We start from the raw sequence: 20,043 nt of genomic DNA on the forward strand, positions 1-20,043 counted from the left end.
CTGATGACCAGCCTCCCGCTTTCCCAGGACCTGATTGCCGAAGCCAATTCCCGCGACATGGTTGCGCTGGACGAGGACTATGCCGCGCTTGGCCGCAAGCTTTCGCGCACCGGCATCGATATCGACGCGATCAAGGAGCGGGTGGCGAGCTTTTCTGTCGCCGTGCCCAGCTGGGGCGCGGGGCGCGGCGGCACCCGTTTTGCCAAGTTCCCGATCGCCGGTGAACCAACCAATATCCACGAAAAGCTGGAGGACTGCGCGGTAATCAACCAACTCAGCCGCGTCACGCCGCGCGTGTCGCCGCACTTCCCGTGGGACAAGGTCAGCGACTTCGCGGCGCTGCGCGAAGAAGCTGCCGAGTTGGGCCTCGGCTGGGATGCGGTGAACTCGAACACCTTCCAGGATCAGGTCGGGCAAGCGCATACCTATGCGAACGGCTCGCTGTCCTCGCAGGACGCCGGCGCGCGGGCGCAGGCAGTCGAACACAACATCGAATGCATCGAGATCGGCCAGAAGCTCGGCTCGACCGACCTGACGGTGTGGGTGGGCGATGGCACCAATTTCCCCGGCCAGCAGGACTTCGCCCGCAGTCTCGACCGCTACCTTGATGCGGCGAGCGAGATCTATGCCGCGCTTCCCGGAGACTGGCGGATGCTGCTGGAACACAAGATGTTCGAGCCAGCGTTCTATTCGACCGTGATTTCCGACTGGGGAAGCTCGATCCTCGCCGCGCAGGAACTCGGCCCCAAGGCGAAGTGCCTCGTCGACCTTGGTCACCACGCGCCCAACGTGAACATCGAACAGATCGTCGCGCGGCTCCACCGCTTCGGCAAGCTTGGCGGTTTCCACTTCAATGACAGCAAGTACGGTGACGACGATCTGGATTCCGGATCGATCAACCCGCACCAGCTGTTCCTCGTGTTCAACGAACTGATCGAGGCGGAACTGAACCCGCGAGATGGGTTCAACCCCAGCTACATGATCGACCAGTCGCACAACGTGACCGATCCGATCGAGTCCATGCTGTCCTCCGCCGAAGCCATCACCCAGTGTTATGCCAAGGCCGCGCTGGTTGACCGCGAGGCGCTCCACGGCGCGCAAGAAGCCAACGACACGATGATGGCGTTTCAGGCCCTACGGCGTGCCTATAACGTCGATGTCGCCCCGATCCTCGCCAAGGCGCGTGTCGAAGCGGGCGGCGCGATCGATGTGCTGGCGGTCTATCGGACAAGCATGTGGCGTGACCGCAAGGGGCAGGAACGCAAGGCTGTGGGGCTGGGCGCGGGGATCGTCTAAGCCGGCGAGAGCATATAGGCCCGGCCGTCGTCCTTCGCGGCGAGGCTGGGCAATCCTGCAGTTGTGCTGCTGGACAGGTGGTAGCTGACGATTCCGTCCGCCTTGTCGCCTGCGGGCACCGGGCGCCCCGGCGGTTCGAACCAGATCGGAATCAGCCCCGCCTCGATTCGCCCGTCGGCATGCCACAGCAGTCGCCCGATCATGCCGTTGACCGCTTGCGGATGGAATGGCGCGAGCGGATAGGCGGGGTCGGGCGTGAAGCCGAACAGCTTCTGACGGCGGTCCGCCCATTCGGCACGGGCCGGATGGTCCTGCGCCGGGGCGAGTGCGTGGGTGACGACGCAGCCATTGCCGAGGCCGTGGAAAATCGGTTTGCCCTCGAATATCTCGATTCCTTGCGCGATATGCGCGTGATGGCCGGCGACGGCATCGGCACCGGCGCGGATTGCAGCCTGAGCCAGCGGACGTTCGTAAGCGGCAAGGTGCGCGGGTGTGTGTGTGACGCCCTTGTGCAGCGCGACGATCACGCCGTCAGCCATTGCGCGCGCGGCGGCGATATCGGCCTCCATCGCGGCGAGGGATGCCGGCTCGATATCGCGCAAGTTCGCCTGCGGCCGGCTGGGTCCGCCGTCGGTGGCGAAAACGTTGACATAGGCGCAGCCGGGCGCGTCATCCGCCGCCCAGCAAAGTTCCGGACCGACGCAATTGTAGCTCAGCAGGGCGACTGTTCGATTGCCGATAGTCATAATGGCGGGCATGTGCGCCTCGCTCAGCGACATGCCCGCGCCGGCGTGTGCGATGGCGTTGCGGTCCAGTCCGGTGATGGTCTCCGCCAGTCCTTCGACGCTGCAGTCCATCATGTGATTGCCCGCCATCGAGACCGCGCCGATGCCAGCCCGTGCCAGCGCATCGAGGTGCGAAGGATCGGCTCCGGGGGCGGGGACATCGCCGGGCATTTCTTCCTCGCTCGACGTATAGGGCACCTCAAGGTGGCCGATGACGAGGTCCGCGCCGTGCAGAATGGGCGCAATGCCCGACAGCCAATGATCGGGGTCGGGCACGTCCAGGATCAGGTCGCCGAGCAGCAGGATTTCGTCGGCAGCCATCAGATCGCCTTCGACGCGCGCAGGGACGCGATGGCGGGGGCGTCGTAGCCCAGTTCACCCAGCACGGCGTCGGTATGCTCGCCCAGCGCGGGAACGTGGTCTGGCGCGGCATCGTGATCGACTGCAAAACCCGGTCCGAGAACGTCGAGCAGCTTGTCAGTCCCGGGCAGCGATGCCTGCTGCACCAACCCGCGCGCAGCCATGTGCGGGTGCTGCATGATTTCTCCGACATCGCGCAGCATCGCGGCGGGTACGAGCGCTGAGGTAAGTGCCTGTTCGAGCTCAGCGGCGGACTGCGCCAGCAGGAATTCGGTCAGCCAGCCCTTGAGCGCGGCATAATTTTCCACCCGCGCGGCGTGGTCGGCAAAGCGCGGGTCGGCGAGCATGTCCTCGCGTCCGAAGACGCGGAACAGCACCTCTATCTGGTGCTGGTGGTTGGCACCCAGCGCGATCCAGCCATCGGCGCAGGCGTAGTATTCTGCCGTCGCCACCAGTCGGAAGCCCCGGTTGCCGGTGCCTTTCGGCGCGACCCCGGTGAAAGACCAGACGCTGGCCGCGCTGCCCATGATCTTGAGCGCGGCGTCGAGCATGGCGACATCGATGCGCTTGCCCGTGCCGCTCGCATCGCGTTCGCGCAGGGCGGAGAGGACCGCGATGACACCAAGGTAGCCGGTGAAGCAATCGACAACCGGCAGACCGATCTTGAATGGGCCGGCATCGGTGCCGTTCATGATCGCCATGCCCGAAACGGCCTGAGCTATGTGATCGTAGGCACCCCAGTCACGCAGGGGGCCGGTCTGGCCGAAACCGCTGAGCGACAGCATGATCAGGCGCGGATTTGCGACATGCAACTCCTCCCAGCCAAGCCCTAGCCGCGCGATCACTCCGGGGCGGTAGTTCTCGACCAGCACATCGGCGCGGGCGGCGAGGTCTCGGGCGATCTTGCGGCCTTCCTCGCTCTTGAGGTTGAGCGTCACCGAGCGCTTGCCGGCATTGGCCGAGGCGAAGGGAACGCTCATGCCGGGCAGGCCGGCGTGTTCGGTGTAGTGGCGAAAATCGTCGCCCTTTTCCGGCGGTTCGACCTTGATCACTTGCGCGCCCAATTGCTGCAGCATCTGCGTGCAGGTCGGCCCGGCGATGGCGTGGGTGAAATCGAGCACCCGGATACCTTCGAGCGGCTTCATGCTTCGCGCTCCGTTGAGAAAGCGCCTCGGGCGGCGAGGTCTGCCTCGTCAAAGCCCAGTTCGGCAAGGATCGCGGCATTGTCTGCACCTGCCGCACCGGCGGACTTGGGCGCAACCGGATTGGTCCCGGAAATCGAAAAGGGCAGGCCCAACTGAGTCACCGGTTCCTGTCCATCCACCGGCACCTCCAGCACCATGCCGCGCGCGCGGTTGTGCGGATGGGCCAGTGCCTCGGCGGGGAAATAGACCGGCATGGCCTGCGTTCCGGCCTCGGTCAGCAGCGCGTGCCATTCGCCGCGCGGGCGGGTGAGGAACAGCGCGGCTAGTTCGGCGTGCATGCGCGGATGCTCGGCAATGGTGTGTTGCAGCGCGGCGAATTCGGGCTTGCCCATGGCCGCGCAGAACCGCGCCCAGTAGGCGGGCTCCATGTCAGTAGTGCAGAGATAGCCGCCATCCTGGCACAGCCACACGCCGCCCTTGGGGTGCCACTGACCGAGCGCGGGCAGGCGCTCCAGATCATCTTCGCGCCCCATGCCGACGAGCAGCAACGGCATTGAGGCGTCCGACATGGCGACATCGACGTGGGCGCCTTGCCCCGAGCGTTCGCGGGCTTGCAGCGCCACCAGCATGGCGATGGTCGCATGGGCACCGGTGAGCACGTCTGCCACCTGAAGCCCGGGCAGCGAAGGCACTGGCAGGCCGTTCAGCCGACCCAACGTTCCTGCCAGAGCCAGCGCCAGCGGATCGTGACCGGCCTGTCCGGCGAGCGGCCCGGTCTGCCCGGCGAAACTCACCGACAGGTAGATCAGACGCGGGTTGAGTGCAGCCATGGCGTCAAAGCCGACGCCCATACCGGCCATCACGCCGGGGCGGTAATCCTCGATCAGGATGTCGGCCCCGGCGATCAGTTTTTCGAGAACCGGGCGCGCGGCGGCGGCACCGGGGTTGATCTTCAGGCTGCGTTTGCTGCGCGTATAGCTGGGGCGAGCGCGAGCGCGGGCGGACTGCGCGCCGAGCATCGCTTCCTGCTTTGCGATCTCGCGCGGGTGTTCGATGCGGATCACTTCCGCGCCCATGTCGGCGGCAATCCAGCTGGCATAGGCGCCCGGCAGGAAGCGCGAGAAATCGACGATCTTGAGGCCTTCAAGCGCCGACATATCGCGCCTCCGCCCGCATGGTCGCCGGTCCTTCGATGAACGCGGTGATGGCCGCTTCGATCGCCGCGCCGTCCTCGCCATCGCGGTTGAAATTGTCAGCGGTGAGTTCAAGCACCGGATAGCCCGCCGCGCGCAGCGCTCGCACCACGAAGGGATCGGCGTCCTGCAAGGCGACCACGGCGTCGACCGCGTGGGTATCCGCCTCGTGGACGTACCACGGGCCGGCCCAGGTTGGCATGCGCAGTTCGTCGCCCATGCAGACCACGCGGCTGGCGAGCGCGCGCAAGGGATCGCGGCCGCCGGAAATGTCGCGGATATAGCCGTCCGCCGCCAGCGCGAGGTACATCGACCAGACGAAAACCGCGCCGTGGCTTTCTTCCCATTTCTGGTAAAAGCCCATCTCGCTCCACAGCCCGCGTCCGACCCACATCAGTCGCACGCGTTCATTGGGGCAGGCGGCAAGGCCAGCCTCGGCGCGTTCTTTCACTTCGTCGTAAAACGCCTTGGCAGCATCGCGTGCCCATGGCGTGCCGCGCTGCCACTGCGGAATCATGGTCGCGGGCATCGAATCGACTACGCTGATCGGCGCAGGCACGGTGCGGGCGACGAGGTCGCGGGTCTGGCGGTAGTAATCCTCCTGCTCGTTGACGAGGTCCATGACCTCGCGCAGGCGTTCCATGGTGAAGGTGCGATCGGTCTTCGCCTCGATCGCGGCGATAACCTCGCACATTTCGGCGACCATCAGGTCGACCCGCTCGGCTTCGACAGCCTGCTCCCAGTTACCGGGAAGCTGCACCCACCAGTCGGAAAAGAGGTCAGGGCGGGGGTCAATCGTGCGTTCATAGACGAAGCTCTGCGCGCCCGCCTCCTTGCGCCAATGTTCGAAGATCTTGAGCGTCGGATCGGACGAAGCGACGGCGTGGACGAAGTTCGGGCGGGGCAGTCCGCCCCAGGGGGCATTGTCTTCGTCGTCATCGAACACGGCGGCCAGACCTTGCGCCGAATAGGCTTCGACATCGGTGGGATAGTCGTGCGCGCGCAGCAGGCCCTGATAGCGGCGCGATTGCTGCTTGGCGGCGACGATGGAGGCCCACCACTGGTTGACCACAAAGGGCACGTCCATGGCGCGCAGTATTTCCTGCGGAGCATTGGCATTGACCACGGCGAAAGGCGATCCGGCAGCGACTTCCTCGCGCACCCGGGCGAACCAGTCGCGCTGGTAGGCATTCACGTCGGCGGTGGAGGTCAGCGATTTGCGGCTGCGGCCTTGTTCGGAGCGCGGCTTTGGCTTGGCGTGAGCGGCTGGCGCCGGGGCACTGGCGGGCTGAACTTCCTCACCGGCGAGCGCTGCCGAAATGCGTGCGCGAGCTGCGGCGTCAGGGATGGAACCGCAGCGAAGCGTGGCGAAGCGCAGTCCACCGGGAAGAGCGGCGCGAATGGCGGCGATGTCCCACGGTGCGGCCTCATCGCCGTCGATGGCAATGTGCAGGACGAGGTCGGGCGAGAGGGTGCGGACACGCTGGGCGATGCCTTCGGCGACCGCAAACGGAGAGGCCACCCGGGTAGGCGCTGCGTGGAGACTGGCCCAGCCGTGATCGGCACCGATTATGAGCGCGCCGGCCTGCTCGATCGCGCGGTACAATTCCGCGCCCTCGTGGGCGGTGCCGCAAAGGAACACGCGGGGGCCTGCGGTGCCGTATGCTAGGGTCCTTGCTGCCACTGCTGCTTCGAGCGCAGCAAGGCTTTCATCCACTGGCAGGATTGCACAGGCAGCTACCAGTTCGAGGTGATCACTGGCCGGAATGGTGCCTTCCAGTTCGCCAAGCAGTCGCTCGATACGCCCGAGCTTCTCGCCAGCAGCGGCGAGCGAAGCGGCATCGACAGCCGATCCGCCAAGACCGGCTAGCCAGTCGTGCAACTGGCTCAGGCGTGCTGCGTTATAGGCTGCCGAAGCGGGTCGATCGATGTGCAGCAGGTCGCAGAAATGGACATGGCGTGGCACCGCCTCGCCCAGCCGCCCAAGCTCGCGCAGGGCGGCGAAAATTTGCGGCTGATCGGCATCGGCCTGAGTGATCAACACCGGCACGTCCGGGTGGGCAGGCGCCAGCAACGCTTCAAGCAAACGCCGCCCGCGCGGGCCCATTTCGGCCGCGCCCATGATTGCATCCGCGCGCGGGGTCGCCTCAAGCCTTGGCGCGACGAGGCGCACAGGCTGGAAACTCGCCGCGATCAGGTGCGCGCGCGGTGCATTGTAACCCAGCGTACGGATCGGACGTCGACCTTTGGCAAGCGCGCGTTCGACTTCGCCTTCGGGATTGCTAGAGGCGAGGCGCAGAGTCTCGATCATCAGATTGCGCCGGCTGCTTTCAGCGCGGCAATGCGGTCCTCATCATAGCCGAGCAGGTCGCGGAAGATCGCCTCGTTGTGCTCCCCGATCGCCACTGGGAGCGCATCGTCGAAGCCGGTCGTCGCGCCGGAAAACTGGATCGGAATGCCGGCGGTGCGCAGGTCGATGCTGGAACGGTAGAGCGGGTGCTTGACCGCCATCGTTTCCTGCCGGGCGACCACGCGCGGATCGACCAGCGCGTCTTCGGGATGGCGCACCGGAGCAACAGGCACGTTTTGCGCCTCAAGCGCACGGACGACCTCGACCAGTGGCAACTGTCGCGACCAATCGTTGATCGTCGCTTCCAGTTCGGTGGCATTGGCGACGCGCACGTCGCGGCTGCAAAAGCGGGGGTCCTCGCCGAGTTCAGGCTGGCCCATGGCGGCGAACAGCCCGCGCGCCAGCGGTTCGTGCACTGCCACCACGGCGACATAGCCATCAGCGCATTCGAACACGCCAAAGGGAGAGAGGCGCTGCACGGTCAGCCCGGTGCGCGCCGGCATTCCGGCGGCGGCCATGGCGGACCAGTTCTCGATCGCGACGAACGAGGTCAGTGCGCCCAGCATCGATACGTCGACATGCTGGCCGGTGCCGGTCTTGTGACGCTGCTCGATGGCGGCAAGGATGCCGATGACGGTGAAGACGGGAGCCAGCATATCGGCCATTGGCACGCCGATGCGCACCGGCGGATGGCCGGGTTCGCCGCTGGTGTACATGGCACCCGACAGCGCCTGAATGATCACGTCCATCGCCTTGCCATCGTGATCGGTGGCGCCAAAGCCGGACAGCGAGGCAAAGACAACGCGCGGGTTCACTGCCCTGCACGCGTGATAGCCAACGCCGAGCCGGTCGGCGGTTCCGGCGGTGAAATTCTCCACCACGATATCCGCCTTGGCGACGAGGTCGAAATAGACCGCGCGGCCTTCCGGCGTCTTGAGATCGAGCGACACGCCATACTTGCCGCGGGCGCGGGTCAGGTGGCTGATCGATATGTCGTCGTCATGCCGGCGCACTACCTGAATGCCGTCGCGGCCCACGTAAGGGCTGTTTTCGCGGGCTAGGTCGCCGCCCTTCGGCTCTTCCACCTTGATCACCTGCGCGCCAAGGCCGGCCAGCAGCATCGTGGCATAGGGGCCGGCCAGCGCGCGGGTCAGGTCGATGACGACCAGTCCTTCAAGCGGGCGGTGCATCAGATCGCTGCCGTTACTCACTTCGTTACTCCAACTGATATGGCCGGGCAGGGCTTGCTGCCGGCAGCGATGAGGCGCTGCGCCTCTTCGAAAACGGGCATGCCATCGATGCCGAAAACGGAAAGCCGCTTGGCCTGATCGATGGCAAAACGGTTATAGAGCGTGTCGAGCTTGGCCTGCTCGGCCTGCGGGAAGGGAATGATCTCCACCTTGTGCGTGGTGGCAAATTCGAGGCCGGCCTTGTCGGCGCGGCTGATCTGGCCGTTAAGCGCCTTTTCCCAGACCGGCTTCGATGCGAGCAGCAGCGCCTGCAGGTCTGCGGGCAGCCGGTCAAACGCGCGCTTCGACATGGCGCGTGCGGGATAGGCCCCGCGGCTGAAACGCAGCGCGGTGAAATGGTGCGCGACTTCGGAGAAGTGCAGGCTCTTGATCGTGTCGGCGGGGGCCACCACCCCGTCGATCACGCCCTTGGCCAGCGCGGAGTAAACCTCGCCCATCGGCATGTTCACCGGATCGGCACCCAGCGCGCGCAGCACGTCGATGGCGTCGCTTTGCGCGCGCAGGCGCAGGCCCTTGAAATCGGCCAGAGTGCGGATCGGCTTGTGCCGCGTCATCACGCCGGGGAAGTTGCCGCCCTGCGCGGCGAGGACGACAAGCCCTTCGAGTTCACGGCCGAATTCGGGGAATTTTGCGTTGAGGCAGTCATAGACCGCGACCTGGTCCTCGATGGTCTGGATGCCGCCGTAAAAGCCTGACTGGGCGCGCAGCATATGCGCGCCGCCGCGCGAATAGATCGGGGTGATCAGGCCGATATTGGCAAGGTCGTGGCGGATTTCGGTCATGCTCATGTCAGAGCTGAGCAGAGCACCTGACCAGTAGGTTTTGAAGGCGATGCGCCCGCCGCTCGCGGTTTCGACATGCTTCATCCATTCGATATCCGCCTTGCTGAACGGATGTCCCGGCGGATAGGGCGAGGCATAGCTGATGACATGCTCGGCCACGGGCGCAGGCTTGCCGCAGGCCGCGATAGCGAGGCAGAGGAGGAGGGTGAGGATCTGGCGCATCGGCTTCATCCTGCAACGATGCCCGGCAACCACAAGGTCAGCGCGGGAACGGCGATGATCACGCCGAGGTGGATGAAATCGGCGACGAGGAAGGGGATCACTCCCCGGAAGATCGTGCCGAGCGACAGGTCTTTGGCCAGACCCTGGATGACATAGATGTTGAGCCCCAGCGGCGGATGGACAAAGCCGATCTCCATCGTGCGAACCAGGAAGATGCCGAACCAGATCGGGCTGTAGCCCAGCTGCTCAGCAATCGGCAGGAAGATCGGCGTCGTCAGCAGCATCAGCGCGACCCCGTCTAGGAACGAGCCGAGCAGCAGCAGGACCAGCGCCATGACCACGATGGCGAGCAGCGGGCTGGCGTGAAGGTCGGTGACCAGTGCCGAAAGCGCTTCGGTTATGCCCGACACGCCGACGAAGGCTGCGAAGATCAGAGCGCCGATGATCACGACATAGATCATGCCGGTGGTGCGCAGCGTGTCCTTGAGCGCCTTGGTGATCGCCGGGAGCTTGAACCCTCCGCGAATGGCGAGTAGCATCAGCGAGACGACGACGCCCACCGATGCCGCCTCGGTCGGGGTGAACCAGCCGATCATCATGCCGCCGATGACGAAGAAGATCAGCGCGAAGATGTCGATCACCTTGCGCAGGGCGGGGATGCGTTCACGCCACGGCACCCGCGCCGTCGCCGGTCCGAGCTCAGGCTTGATGGCGCAGAGGATGACAATGGTGATCAGGTAGAACACCGCCTGACTGAGGCCGGGCACCACGGCGGCGGCGAACAGCTTGCCGATCGATTGTTCGGCGATGATGCCGAAGACGATCAGCGCGCCTGATGGCGGGATCAGCGATCCCAGCGTGCCGCCGGCAGCCAGCGCGCCAGAGGCGAAGCCGGGGTGGTAGCCGGCCTTGCGCATTTCGGGGAGAGCAACCGAACTGATCGTCGCGACTGTGGCAAGGCTCGACCCGCTGATCGCACCGAAGCCCGCGCAGCCGCCGATCGAAGCGAGCGCCAGCCCCCCGCGCCGATGGCCGACGAACTTTGCTGCAACATCGAAAAAGTCCCGGCTTGCCCCGGCGGCGAAGCAGATATGTGCCATCAGCAGGAATAGCGGCAATACGCCGAGCTCGTACTTCGAGAGGATCTCGAACGAAACGACGCCGCCCTTGATCAGCGCCGCCTCGGGCGAGATCAGGACGGCCAGCCCGCCAAGTCCGACGACGAGCAGGCCGACGCCGATCGGCACACCCCCAGCCAGCAGAGCCAGCAGCAGGATAATGCCGAAAATGCCGATGATTTCGGTCGTGATCACGCCTTTTCCCCTTCGCCGGGAGCGGGCGAGAAGGCGCGCATGAAGAATTGCCAGGCGATCAGCAGCGCGACAACCAGCCACAACAGCCGCAGCCAGCGAAAGGGAATGTGAAGCAGCTCAGACTGTTCGTGCGCGTTCCACATCTCGGCGGAAATCCAGGCCGAACCGGCAAGGATGACGAGGAAGGTCACGCCGCTGACGACTGCCGCCACGCGCGCCATCATCCGCGCCCGTTCGTTCGAAAGCCGGCTGGTCAGCATGTGGACCGAGGCGTGGTTGTCCGTGATCGTAGCGATCAGCATGGCCGACGTCGCCAGCAGGACCACCGCCGCTTGAACCAGTTCGATCGAGCCGAGCAGGTTGAACCCGGCATGCCGGCCGGTGACCGCAATTGCATCCGAAAGCGTTGCGCCAATCAGTCCCGCTCCGCCAACTGCAAAGGCCACCCGGGCGAGTTTGCTGTCAGACTTTGACGGTTCGACCGTGCCAATATCGCTGGCGCCGCCATCTGCCGCATCGCTAAGGTCCATTTCAGTCCACTCCCCAGCCTGCGCTTCCCGTTCATACGGCGATGGTTGACAGGTGTCTGTCCGAATCGTCTATTAGGGCACAAGTCGAGACGGTAGATTATTTCAATCATCTGTGCTGTCAACTATTGAGGTATGAGCGATGAAGACCACCAGCACTGCCGCGCGCGGCTCGGCCGCGCGCCAGATGCCCGACACCGGACGGGTCAGCCTGGGGCGGCTCGGTGATTTCGTCGGCTTCCGCCTGCGCCGTGTGCAGAACCAGCTCTCGCGGGATTTCGCCGCGGCCACTTCGGCCAAGGGCTTGCGCTCGGGCCTGTTCTCCTCGCTCGGCATTATCGAGGCCAATCCCGGCATCTCGCAAAGCGAATTGTCCCGCGAAGTGGGGCTCGACAAGTCCGTAACCGTAACTATTGTCGATGAACTGGAGAAGTTCGGCTGGGCTGTGCGTGAGCGATCGAAGGAGGATCGTCGCCGGCACGAACTGTTCATCACCGACGAGGGCAAGGCCCACCTCGACGAGCTTTTCACCATCGTCGGCAAGACCGAGGATGCCGTGCTTCACCAGCTGTCGCCAGCCGAATTGCACCTGCTCAGCGAACTGCTCGATCGGATGTACGCAGCCTGTATGCGCGACGACGGCTGAAACGCCGCGCGATTATCCGGTGAAAGAATAGTTGACTAATTCCACCATTTTTGAAATTCAATGCAGCAAGCCGGCAAACGGCGACTGAGTGCGAGGCCACCAAAGGCCGGACGTACAGGTGAGAGGATACGAAACCCGCGTGCCAGATGGTGCCGGTTCCGCCCTCTCTCCGAAATGCCTGGGATTGCTTTCGAGCGGGAGGATAAAATGAGGGTTTCCAAGATAATCAAACGGGGTGCGTCGACGTGCATGTTGGCGATCGCGCTGGTCAATGCCGACGCCGCGCTGGCGCAGAGCGCTGACGGGACCGAGGCGGGCGCCGATGAAATCATCGTCACCGGCAGCCGCGTCCGCGGTGAAGCGCCGGTCGGTTCGACCGTGACTTCGCTCGGCCGCGCCGAGCTCGAAGCGTCATCGGCGGTGACCATCGACCGCATCATCAAGGAAATTCCGCAGAATTTCGACCTCGGCGTTTCGGAAAACTCGCGCGGCCAGTCGGGTGGCAGCGGCAACATCACGTACGGTAACACGGTCAACCTGCGCGGCATCGGGCCTTACGCCACGCTGGTCCTGGTTGACGGGCACCGCGTGACCAACAACAGCCGCTCGATCGATCCCTCGGTCCTGCCGTCGCTTGGCGTTGAGCGTGTGGAAGTCGTCGCGGACGGCGCTTCGGCAATTTACGGTTCGGATGCCGTCGCCGGCGTGGTCAACCTGATCCCGCGCCGCAACCTTGATGGCGGTGAAGTCTTTGCCCGTTACGGCATTGCCGACGCTGGCGATTTCAACGAATTCACCGTTGGCGCCGCGCTCGGCAAGGTGTTTGATCGCGGCCAGATCATGGTGGCTTACGAACACGTCGAACGTTCCAACCTCTCGGGCGACAATCGCTCGTTCTTCACCAGCAATCAGACGCCTTTCGGTGGCCCCGATGGCCGCACAACTCGTTGTTCGCCAGGCACGATCCGCATCGGCACAACGACCTATGCGATTCCTGATGGCGGCGTTACGCAGGCGACTTCTGGTAACCTCTCCGCCGGAACCGCGAACCGCTGCGACATCCAGTCACGGCAGGACCTGTTCCCCGACCAGACCTATGATTCGGTCAACGGCACGGGCCGCTATGAACTCAGCGACTGGCTGACGGTTTCGATCGACGGCTTCTATTCGAAGCGCAGCTTCTACCGCAAGTCGGCTTTCTCCTCGACGGCGATGACCGTGCCGCAGACCAATGCGTTTTTCGTGCGTCCGGCGGGCTTCACGGGCACCAGCTACACGGTCGACTACATGTTCCGCGAACTGCCGGTGAACGATTCGGAAGGCTTTGCGGAAAGCTGGCAAGTCACCCCGAAGATCACCATCAAGCTGCCGCATGACTTCGAGTTCGAGGCGCTGGCTGGTTACGGCAAGACCAACGATTATTCGGCCTCGTTCTTCGGTGTAAACACAGCTGCACTGAACGCCGCGCTGGCGAGTAGCGACCCGACCACCGCCTTCGATCCCTATGGCCTTGGACGCACCAACCCGGCGCTCTATTCGACGCTGGCCAACCAGATATTCCTCGCGCCGACCAATGGCCGGCTGAGGACCTATGAAGCGCGGCTCAACGGCGCATTGCTGACACTGCCGGGCGGTTCGGTGAAGATTGCCACCGGCTACGAACGGCAGGAATTCAAGGTTGCGCTGGGTTCGGCGCGCGGCGGACCAACCACGCCGCTGACGTTCCGCACTTTCGGCCGCAACGTCGATTCGGTCTATGCCGAGCTCTACGTCCCGCTGTTCGGTGCCGAAAATGCTATGCCCGGTTTGCAGCGGCTGGAGCTCAACGCCGCCGTCCGCCACGACAAGTACAGCGACGTTGGCACGACCACCAATCCGAAGTTCGGCATCAACTGGGTTCCGGTCGACGGGCTGAAACTGCGCGCCAGCTATGGCACGTCGTTCCGTGCGCCGACGATCCCTGAAATCTACGGCAATTCGAACAACCTGTTCATCCAGAACTACAGCAACCCGGCGGGCGGTTCGATCACCGGCGTGGCACTGTCCGGCCAGAACCTGTCGCTGAAGCCTGAGACGGCGACGACATGGTCGGTTGGTGCCGATTTCGATCCGATGCCGAACCTGCACTTTGGCGTCACCTATTGGGACGTGAATTACAAGAACCAGGTGCTCGCCAACCTTTCGAACCTGGCGATCCTGGGGCAGGCTTCACTTTATGCCGGGACCAACATCCTCTACACCGGCACGGCAGCGGCAACGCAGGTGCAGAACTACCTGACCGCCGGGATCACGACGGTTGGCACTCTGCCCACCGGCTTTCCGGGATCGATCACGGTATTCGTCGACGGGCGCAGCCAGAACCTGGGTGTATCGATCACGCGCGGGTTCGATTTCGTGGCCAGCTACAAGGCTGAGCTGTCCGCTGATGACAGCCTGACCTTCGCCGCAAATGGCACATATCTGACGACTTACCGGGTCGCCATTTCGCCGACAGCACCGCTTACCAACCAGTTGAACACCATCTTCAATCCGCTGAAGTTCAAGGCGCGTGCCAGCTTGACCTGGGATCATGGTCCGCTGACCACACGGCTGCAGCTGACCCATGTGAACGGCTACAAGAACACGGTGTCCAACCCAGTTCAGAACGTCAGCAGCTTCAACCCGGTGGACTTGTCGATGACCTGGAAGATCGGCGACAAGAGCGCTTCGGGCTTCTTCGAAAAGGGCATGACGCTGTCCTTCGAAGTCCGCAACCTGCTCAATGAAAAGCCGCCCTATGTGAACATCGCGCCCAGCGGCAATGGCAGCGGCGGCTATGACGCCACGGCTGCGGATCCGATCGGCCGCCTGTTTGCCGTCAGCGTCAGGAAATCGTTCTGATGCGTCCTGCGCTCCTTGCCCTGTCCCTCGCCATGGTCCCGGCGGGGGCAGGAGCAGGGGCGCAGGCGGAGGGGCCGGCACCCGCAATGGCGCCGGCCTCCACCGCTTCGGCTTTCGGGCAATATGCCCCGCCGAGACAGTTTACCGAACAGGTCACCGAGACGTTCTACCTGCCGATGCGCGATGGCACCCGGCTCGCGGTGCTGGTCGCGCGGCCGGCGGTTGGCGGCAAGGCGGCACAGGGCCGCTTCCCGGTCATCTGGCATCACTCGCTCAGTTCGACCCAGCAGGACGGCGACGGCGTCGGCCCGCGCAAGGGCGGCTTCGGTTCGATGCCGGGGCTCACCGCTCATGGCTATGTCGTCGTTCAGGTTGCGCGGCGCGGCAACGGGCAGTCGTTCGGCACGATGCGCGGCTATCATGACCGTAACGAGGCACACGACGCCTATGAACTGATCGAATGGCTCGGCACGCAGCCGTGGTCGAGCGGCAAGGTCGGGCAGTACGGCTGCTCGAACACAGGCGATGCGGCGATGCACGGGATGACGGTCAACGCCCCGCACCTTGCTGCGGTCTTTGCCGGCTGCTTTTCGTGGAACAAGTACGATGCCATGCGGCGCGGAGGCATTTTCGCGCAGTGGGGCACGGGCCCGACGCGTACGGTCGAGCAGGACATGGCCGTCCCGCCGGTCGCGGGTGGCGAAGGCAAGATAATGCTGCGCAAGGCGGCCGAGGAACACCAGCGCGGCGTGCGGCTGTTCGACGTGTGGAACGCGCTGCCGTACCGAGACAGTTTCTCGCCCCAGTTGCAGAGCACCTTCTGGTTCGAAGGCAGCGCGTCCAGCTACAAGCCGCAGATCCTGCAAGGCAAGGTGCCGCTCTACATCGTCGGCGGCTGGCGCGACGAATTGCGCGATCAAGGCCTGATTGCGCGGATGAACGTCCCGGGCGCGCGCATCGTCATTGGTGACTGGCTGCACTGCGAGAACGAGGATTTCGCGCTGGTGCAGGAAGCGCACCGCTTCTTCGATCGGCACCTGAAAGGCATCGACACCGGCATCGATCGTGATCCGCCGATCCACTATTTCGTCGTCGGGGCGAACGGCACCAAGGGCGAATGGCGCAGCGCCGTCCAGTGGCCGCTGCCGCAAAGCAAGCTCGTTCCGTTCACCTTTACGCCCGCCGGCCTGAAGGAAGGCACCGCCACCGATCGCGGGCTCACGCGCAGCTTTGCCGTGGACTATGCGGTGACGTGCAAGGACAGCGGGTTCGGCCCGTTCATGCAGCCTTGCCACTTGCCGGGCGTCGGTGCGAGCATCGCCGGCAAGCCGTTGCAAGCACCGACAGAAATGACCGGCCACGGACTTGCTGATGTATGGATTTCGGCACCAACGCCGGACGCCAACCTGTTCCTCTATGTCGAGGATGTCGCTCCTGACGGCAAGGTCCGCGTCGTCACCGAGGGCCGGCTGAAAGCCAGCCTGCGCAAGCTGGGCCAAGCACCCTGGGCCATGCCCGGAATCCCGTGGCACCGCGCCTTTGCCGAGGATGCTCAGCCGCTCAAGCCAGGCGAGCCGGTGCGGCTCCAGTTCGATATCATGCCGACCAGCTGGACCTATGCGAAGGGTCACCGGATGCAGATTACCGTAACGGGTTCGGACTGGCGCGAGCGTGCGCGCGATCCCCAGTCACAGCCCGCCCAGATCACCCTGATCAGCGACCGCGACCACCCGTCCTCGGTGAGCCTGCCGCTCGTTTCCAAGTGATGCGTTCGCTTGCCCTTGCTTGCGCAGCGGCAATTGCGGGGCTGGTGACGACGAGCGCAGAGGCGGCGCCCTGCGACAGCCTGAAAGGCCTGCGCGTGCCCGCGCTCCGTATCGACCGCGCGACGCCTATGACGCAGCCGGTACCCCATTGCCGCGTCGAAGCCAAGATCGAGAACGAGATCGGCGTCGAACTCTGGCTGCCAGAGCGCGCCGCGTGGAACGGCCGCATGCTTACCGGCGGTGTGGGCGGGCAGGCTGGGAGCTTCAACCAGCTCGAGCTCGCGCGCGGGGTGCGGCGGGGTTATGCCAGCGCCAGCACTGATACCGGCCACAAGGCGGCGGACAAGCATTGGCTCCTGAAGCGCCCAGACCGCGCCGCGAACTATGCCCACCGCGCCCATCATCTGCTGGCGGTAAATGCCAAGGCGGTGCTGCGGCATGTCTATGGCCGCAAGCCGGACCATGCGTTTTTCGTCGGCTGCTCGGGCGGCGGGCGTCAGGCGCTGACCGAGGCACAACGCTATCCCCGCGACTATGACGGCGTGATAGCCGGCGCTCCCGGTGTGAACACGCCGGAAATGAGCGCGCGGCGTATGTGGGAAATGCAGCGTCATTCGCAGTGGGGCGCGGCTGTTCCGCCGAGCGTCTGGAAGCTCGTCACCCGCTCGGCCATTGCCATGTGCGACGGCGATGACGGAGTGAGGGACGGCGTGGTCGCAGATCCGCGCCAATGCCGCTTCGATCCCGCGCGCCTGCTGTGCAAGTCCGGTGAAATGGGAACGCAATGCCTCAGCCCGCTACAGGTCGATGCGGTGCGCACAATCTATGCGCCGTTGCATGACGAGAACGGCAAGCCGATCGATCAGGGCTTGCTGTGGACCGCGCCGGTCTCTCCCGCGCCGCTGCCCGAACCCTTCACGCCCGGGCCGAGCTATCTCGCGACTGTGCTTTTCGCTGACGGGGTTCACGCCGATCCGGCATGGGACGCGCGGCAATTCTCGCTCGCACGGGACCTGCCCGCGATCGATAGGCTGATGAACCTTCACGCCGATAATCCCGCAATCGAGCCTTTCACAAGGGCAGGGGGCAAATTGATCCTCTACCACGGCTGGGACGATCCACTGGTCTCGGCCACATCGACGCTGGGCTATTGGGACGCGCTGTCGGTGCGCTTTGGTTCGCGTCTCGATGCCTCGGTGCGGTTGTTCATGGCGCCCGGAGTCGATCACTGCCGGGGCGGTCCCGGTGCGGATCTGTTCGGCGGGGCGGGGGGCGATTCCCCGCAAGTCGGTTCGCGCCATGACCTGCTCAGTGCGCTCGAGGAATGGGTGCTGCGGGGAAAGGCGCCTGCTACGATCATCGCTACCAAGCTGCCGGCAAACGGCGCGCCAGGACGGACGCAGCCCCTATGCCTGTGGCCAGCGCGCGCCGTGTGGGACGGATCGGGCGACACGGCGCTCGCGGCGAGTTACACCTGCCGAAAGGACTGAACATGGGGCCGCCCGGTAATCCGACTCTTGCCAGCCGGTGCCTCAGCCGATATTGCTATGCATAATAGTTAAATCCCTCGGAGAGAATCGCCATGGAATTTACCCGCCTCAACCCGCTGACCGGCGAAGTGGCTAGTTCGGCCACGGCCATGAAGGCCTCGGACATTCCCGCCATCGCCGCCAAGGCCCAGGCAGGCTTTGCGGTCTGGTCGAGGATGGGACCGAACGCCCGCCGTGCGGCGCTGACGAAGGCGGCGGATGCGCTGGTGGCGAAAAAGGATCAATTTGTCGCCGCGATGATGAGCGAAATCGGCGCGACTCCCGGCTGGGCCATGTTCAACCTGATGCTCGGTGCCGGCGTAATCCGCGAAGCAGCGGCGATGACCACCCAGATCACGGGCGAAGTGATTCCATCCGATCATGACGGCACGATTGCCATGGCGGTGAAGGAGCCGGTCGGCGTCCTGCTCGGCATTGCGCCATGGAACGCGCCGATCATCCTTGGCGTACGCGCTATCGCCATGCCGCTCGCTTGCGGCAATGCCGTGATCCTCAAGGCGTCCGAACAGTGCCCGCGCACGCACGAACTGATCATTGAAGCCTTTGCCGAAGCAGGCTTCCCGGACGGCGTCGTCAATGTCGTGACCAACGCGCCTGAAGATGCCGGCGAAGTGGTCGGTGCGCTGATTGATGCGCCGCAGGTCAAGCGGATCAATTTCACCGGCTCAAGCGGGGTCGGCAAGATCATCGCCATTCGCGCGGCACAACACCTCAAGCCGGTGCTGCTTGAACTGGGCGGCAAGTCGCCGATGATCGTGCTCGACGATGCCGATCTCGACGAGGCTGTAAAAGCCGCCGCCTTCGGCGCTTACATGAACCAGGGCCAGATCTGCATGTCGACCGAGCGGATCATCGTGGTGGAGAGCGTGGCCGATGCCTTCGCCGAAAAGTTCGCCGCCAAGGTGCGTTCGATGCCGGCGGGCGATCCCGCTGCTGGCAATACGCCGCTGGGCGCCGTGGTCGACCGCAAGACGGTCGATCATTGTCTGTCACTGATCGACGACGCGGTCAGCAAGGGTGCGCAGCTGCTGGTCAGCGGCGACACCACCATGAACGTCGTCATGCCCGCGCATCTGGTCGACAAGGTTACGCCCGACATGAAGCTGTTCCGCGATGAGAGCTTCGGGCCGGTGGTGGGCATCACCCGCGCGCGCGATGAGGCTCACGCCATCGAACTGGCCAACGATACCGAATACGGCCTGTCATCCGCCGTCTTCACCCGCGACACCGTGCGCGGTCTGAAAGTCGCTCGGCAGATCGAGGCGGGCATCTGCCACGTCAACGCCTCGACCGTGAGCGATGAACCGCAGATGCCCTTCGGCGGCATGAAGTCGTCAGGCTATGGCAGGTTCGGCGGCAAGCAGGGCATTGATGCCTTCACCGAGACGCGGTGGATCACGTTTGAAACCGAGCCAGGCCACTACCCGATATGATCGCTCCGCTTCGTTTGCTTGGGCTTGCCGCAGCGGTTGTCGCATCTGCGGCCACCGCGCAGCCATCAGCGCCGACGCCTGAGCTGGAATATGCCTTCACGGTCAAAGTCGACGTCGCGCCTCCGGTCGAAATGGGACCGGCCGATGGCGGGCGCAAGCGCTTCATCGCGATCACTGGCGGCACCGTCACCGGGCCGGCACTGACCGGCACGGTGCTTCCCGGCGGCGGCGACTGGCAGGTGATCGAGGAAGGCGGACTGACCCGGCTGGAGGCGCGGTATTTCCTCAAGGCGGCGGATGGCACGGTGATCGAGGTGACCAACCTTGGCGTGCGGGTCGCATCGCCGGAAGTGACTGACCGGCTGGCCAGGCTGCAGGTGGTCGATCCTTCGGAATACTATTTCCGCACCACGCCGACCTTCACCGTCACCAAAGGCCCGCACGACTGGATGCGCCGGTCGACTTTCGTCGCGCGGGGTATTCGCAAGCCGGATCGGGTGCTGGTCGACGTCTACCGGGTAAAGTAGTTTCGACTGCGACTAAAA

15 protein-coding genes are annotated in these 20,043 nt (G+C 64.6%); 7 read left to right on the top strand and 8 right to left on the bottom strand.

The genetic code is table 11. The annotated features are described in order from the left end of the window. The first annotated feature begins 3 nt into the window (after positions 1–3). Entirely contained in the window at positions 4–1,296 is a 1,293-nt protein-coding gene (gene rhaI, locus RMO89_RS10300; protein ID WP_310532942.1) for an L-rhamnose catabolism isomerase, read from the top strand. Here rhaI and RMO89_RS10305 read toward each other — a convergent pair. Genes RMO89_RS10305 through RMO89_RS10340 form a run of 8 tightly spaced genes read right to left on the bottom strand, consistent with a single transcriptional unit; the run spans position 1,293 to position 11,226 of the window. Beyond that, positions 1,293–2,402, bottom strand: a complete 1,110-nt coding sequence (locus RMO89_RS10305) for a CapA family protein (protein ID WP_310532943.1) — start codon at positions 2,400–2,402, stop codon at positions 1,293–1,295. The two genes, rhaI and RMO89_RS10305, sit on opposite strands and share 4 nt — an antisense overlap. Further along, positions 2,402–3,586 carry a CoA transferase gene (locus RMO89_RS10310; RefSeq protein ID WP_310532945.1) on the bottom strand — a complete coding sequence of 395 codons (1,185 nt, stop codon included), beginning with the start codon at positions 3,584–3,586 and terminating at the stop codon, positions 2,402–2,404. The genes RMO89_RS10305 and RMO89_RS10310 overlap by 1 nt, the downstream gene beginning before the upstream one ends. Continuing rightward, positions 3,583–4,743, bottom strand: coding sequence for a CaiB/BaiF CoA-transferase family protein (locus RMO89_RS10315; protein ID WP_310532947.1), 1,161 nt, complete (start codon positions 4,741–4,743; stop codon positions 3,583–3,585). The genes RMO89_RS10310 and RMO89_RS10315 overlap by 4 nt, the downstream gene beginning before the upstream one ends. Continuing rightward, the gene (locus tag RMO89_RS10320) at positions 4,730–7,090 is read right to left on the bottom strand and encodes a 2-hydroxyacyl-CoA dehydratase family protein (protein ID WP_310532948.1); all 2,361 of its coding nucleotides are present in this window, start codon (positions 7,088–7,090) and stop codon (positions 4,730–4,732) included. The genes RMO89_RS10315 and RMO89_RS10320 overlap by 14 nt, the downstream gene beginning before the upstream one ends. Beyond that, positions 7,090–8,340: a CaiB/BaiF CoA-transferase family protein gene (locus tag RMO89_RS10325; protein ID WP_310532949.1), complete on the bottom strand. Its 1,251-nt coding sequence runs from the start codon at positions 8,338–8,340 to the stop codon at positions 7,090–7,092. The genes RMO89_RS10320 and RMO89_RS10325 overlap by 1 nt, the downstream gene beginning before the upstream one ends. After that, positions 8,337–9,383, bottom strand: a complete 1,047-nt coding sequence (dctP, locus tag RMO89_RS10330; protein ID WP_310532950.1) for a TRAP transporter substrate-binding protein DctP — start codon at positions 9,381–9,383, stop codon at positions 8,337–8,339. Before dctP ends, RMO89_RS10325 begins: the two co-directional genes overlap by 4 nt. Before the next feature lie 5 nt (positions 9,384–9,388). Beyond that, positions 9,389–10,696: a TRAP transporter large permease gene (locus tag RMO89_RS10335; RefSeq protein ID WP_310532951.1), complete on the bottom strand. Its 1,308-nt coding sequence runs from the start codon at positions 10,694–10,696 to the stop codon at positions 9,389–9,391. Next, positions 10,693–11,226: a TRAP transporter small permease subunit gene (locus RMO89_RS10340; protein ID WP_310532952.1), complete on the bottom strand. Its 534-nt coding sequence runs from the start codon at positions 11,224–11,226 to the stop codon at positions 10,693–10,695. The genes RMO89_RS10335 and RMO89_RS10340 overlap by 4 nt, the downstream gene beginning before the upstream one ends. A gap of 139 nt (positions 11,227–11,365) precedes the next feature. Here RMO89_RS10340 and RMO89_RS10345 point away from each other — a divergent pair, with 139 nt between their 5' ends. From RMO89_RS10345 to RMO89_RS10370, 6 genes are all read left to right on the top strand, one after another. Continuing rightward, entirely contained in the window at positions 11,366–11,869 is a 504-nt protein-coding gene (locus RMO89_RS10345) for a MarR family transcriptional regulator (RefSeq protein WP_310532953.1), read from the top strand. 249 nt (positions 11,870–12,118) lie between these two features. Then, positions 12,119–14,749, top strand: coding sequence for a TonB-dependent receptor domain-containing protein (locus RMO89_RS10350; protein WP_310532954.1), 2,631 nt, complete (start codon positions 12,119–12,121; stop codon positions 14,747–14,749). After that, a complete protein-coding gene (locus RMO89_RS10355) occupies positions 14,749–16,515 on the top strand; it encodes a CocE/NonD family hydrolase (protein ID WP_310532955.1) in 1,767 nt (588 codons plus the stop codon). Before RMO89_RS10350 ends, RMO89_RS10355 begins: the two co-directional genes overlap by 1 nt. Positions 16,516–16,559: 44 nt before the next feature. After that, the gene (locus RMO89_RS10360; RefSeq protein WP_310532956.1) at positions 16,560–18,005 is read left to right on the top strand and encodes a tannase/feruloyl esterase family alpha/beta hydrolase; all 1,446 of its coding nucleotides are present in this window, start codon (positions 16,560–16,562) and stop codon (positions 18,003–18,005) included. 92 nt (positions 18,006–18,097) lie between these two features. Beyond that, positions 18,098–19,498, top strand: a complete 1,401-nt coding sequence (locus RMO89_RS10365; protein WP_310532957.1) for an aldehyde dehydrogenase — start codon at positions 18,098–18,100, stop codon at positions 19,496–19,498. Continuing rightward, the gene (locus RMO89_RS10370) at positions 19,495–20,025 is read left to right on the top strand and encodes a DUF3237 domain-containing protein (protein ID WP_310532958.1); all 531 of its coding nucleotides are present in this window, start codon (positions 19,495–19,497) and stop codon (positions 20,023–20,025) included. Before RMO89_RS10365 ends, RMO89_RS10370 begins: the two co-directional genes overlap by 4 nt. The last annotated feature ends 18 nt before the right edge of the window (positions 20,026–20,043 follow it).

It is taken from the genome of Novosphingobium sp., assembly GCF_031424035.1.
GTDB lineage: Bacteria > Pseudomonadota > Alphaproteobacteria > Sphingomonadales > Sphingomonadaceae > Novosphingobium.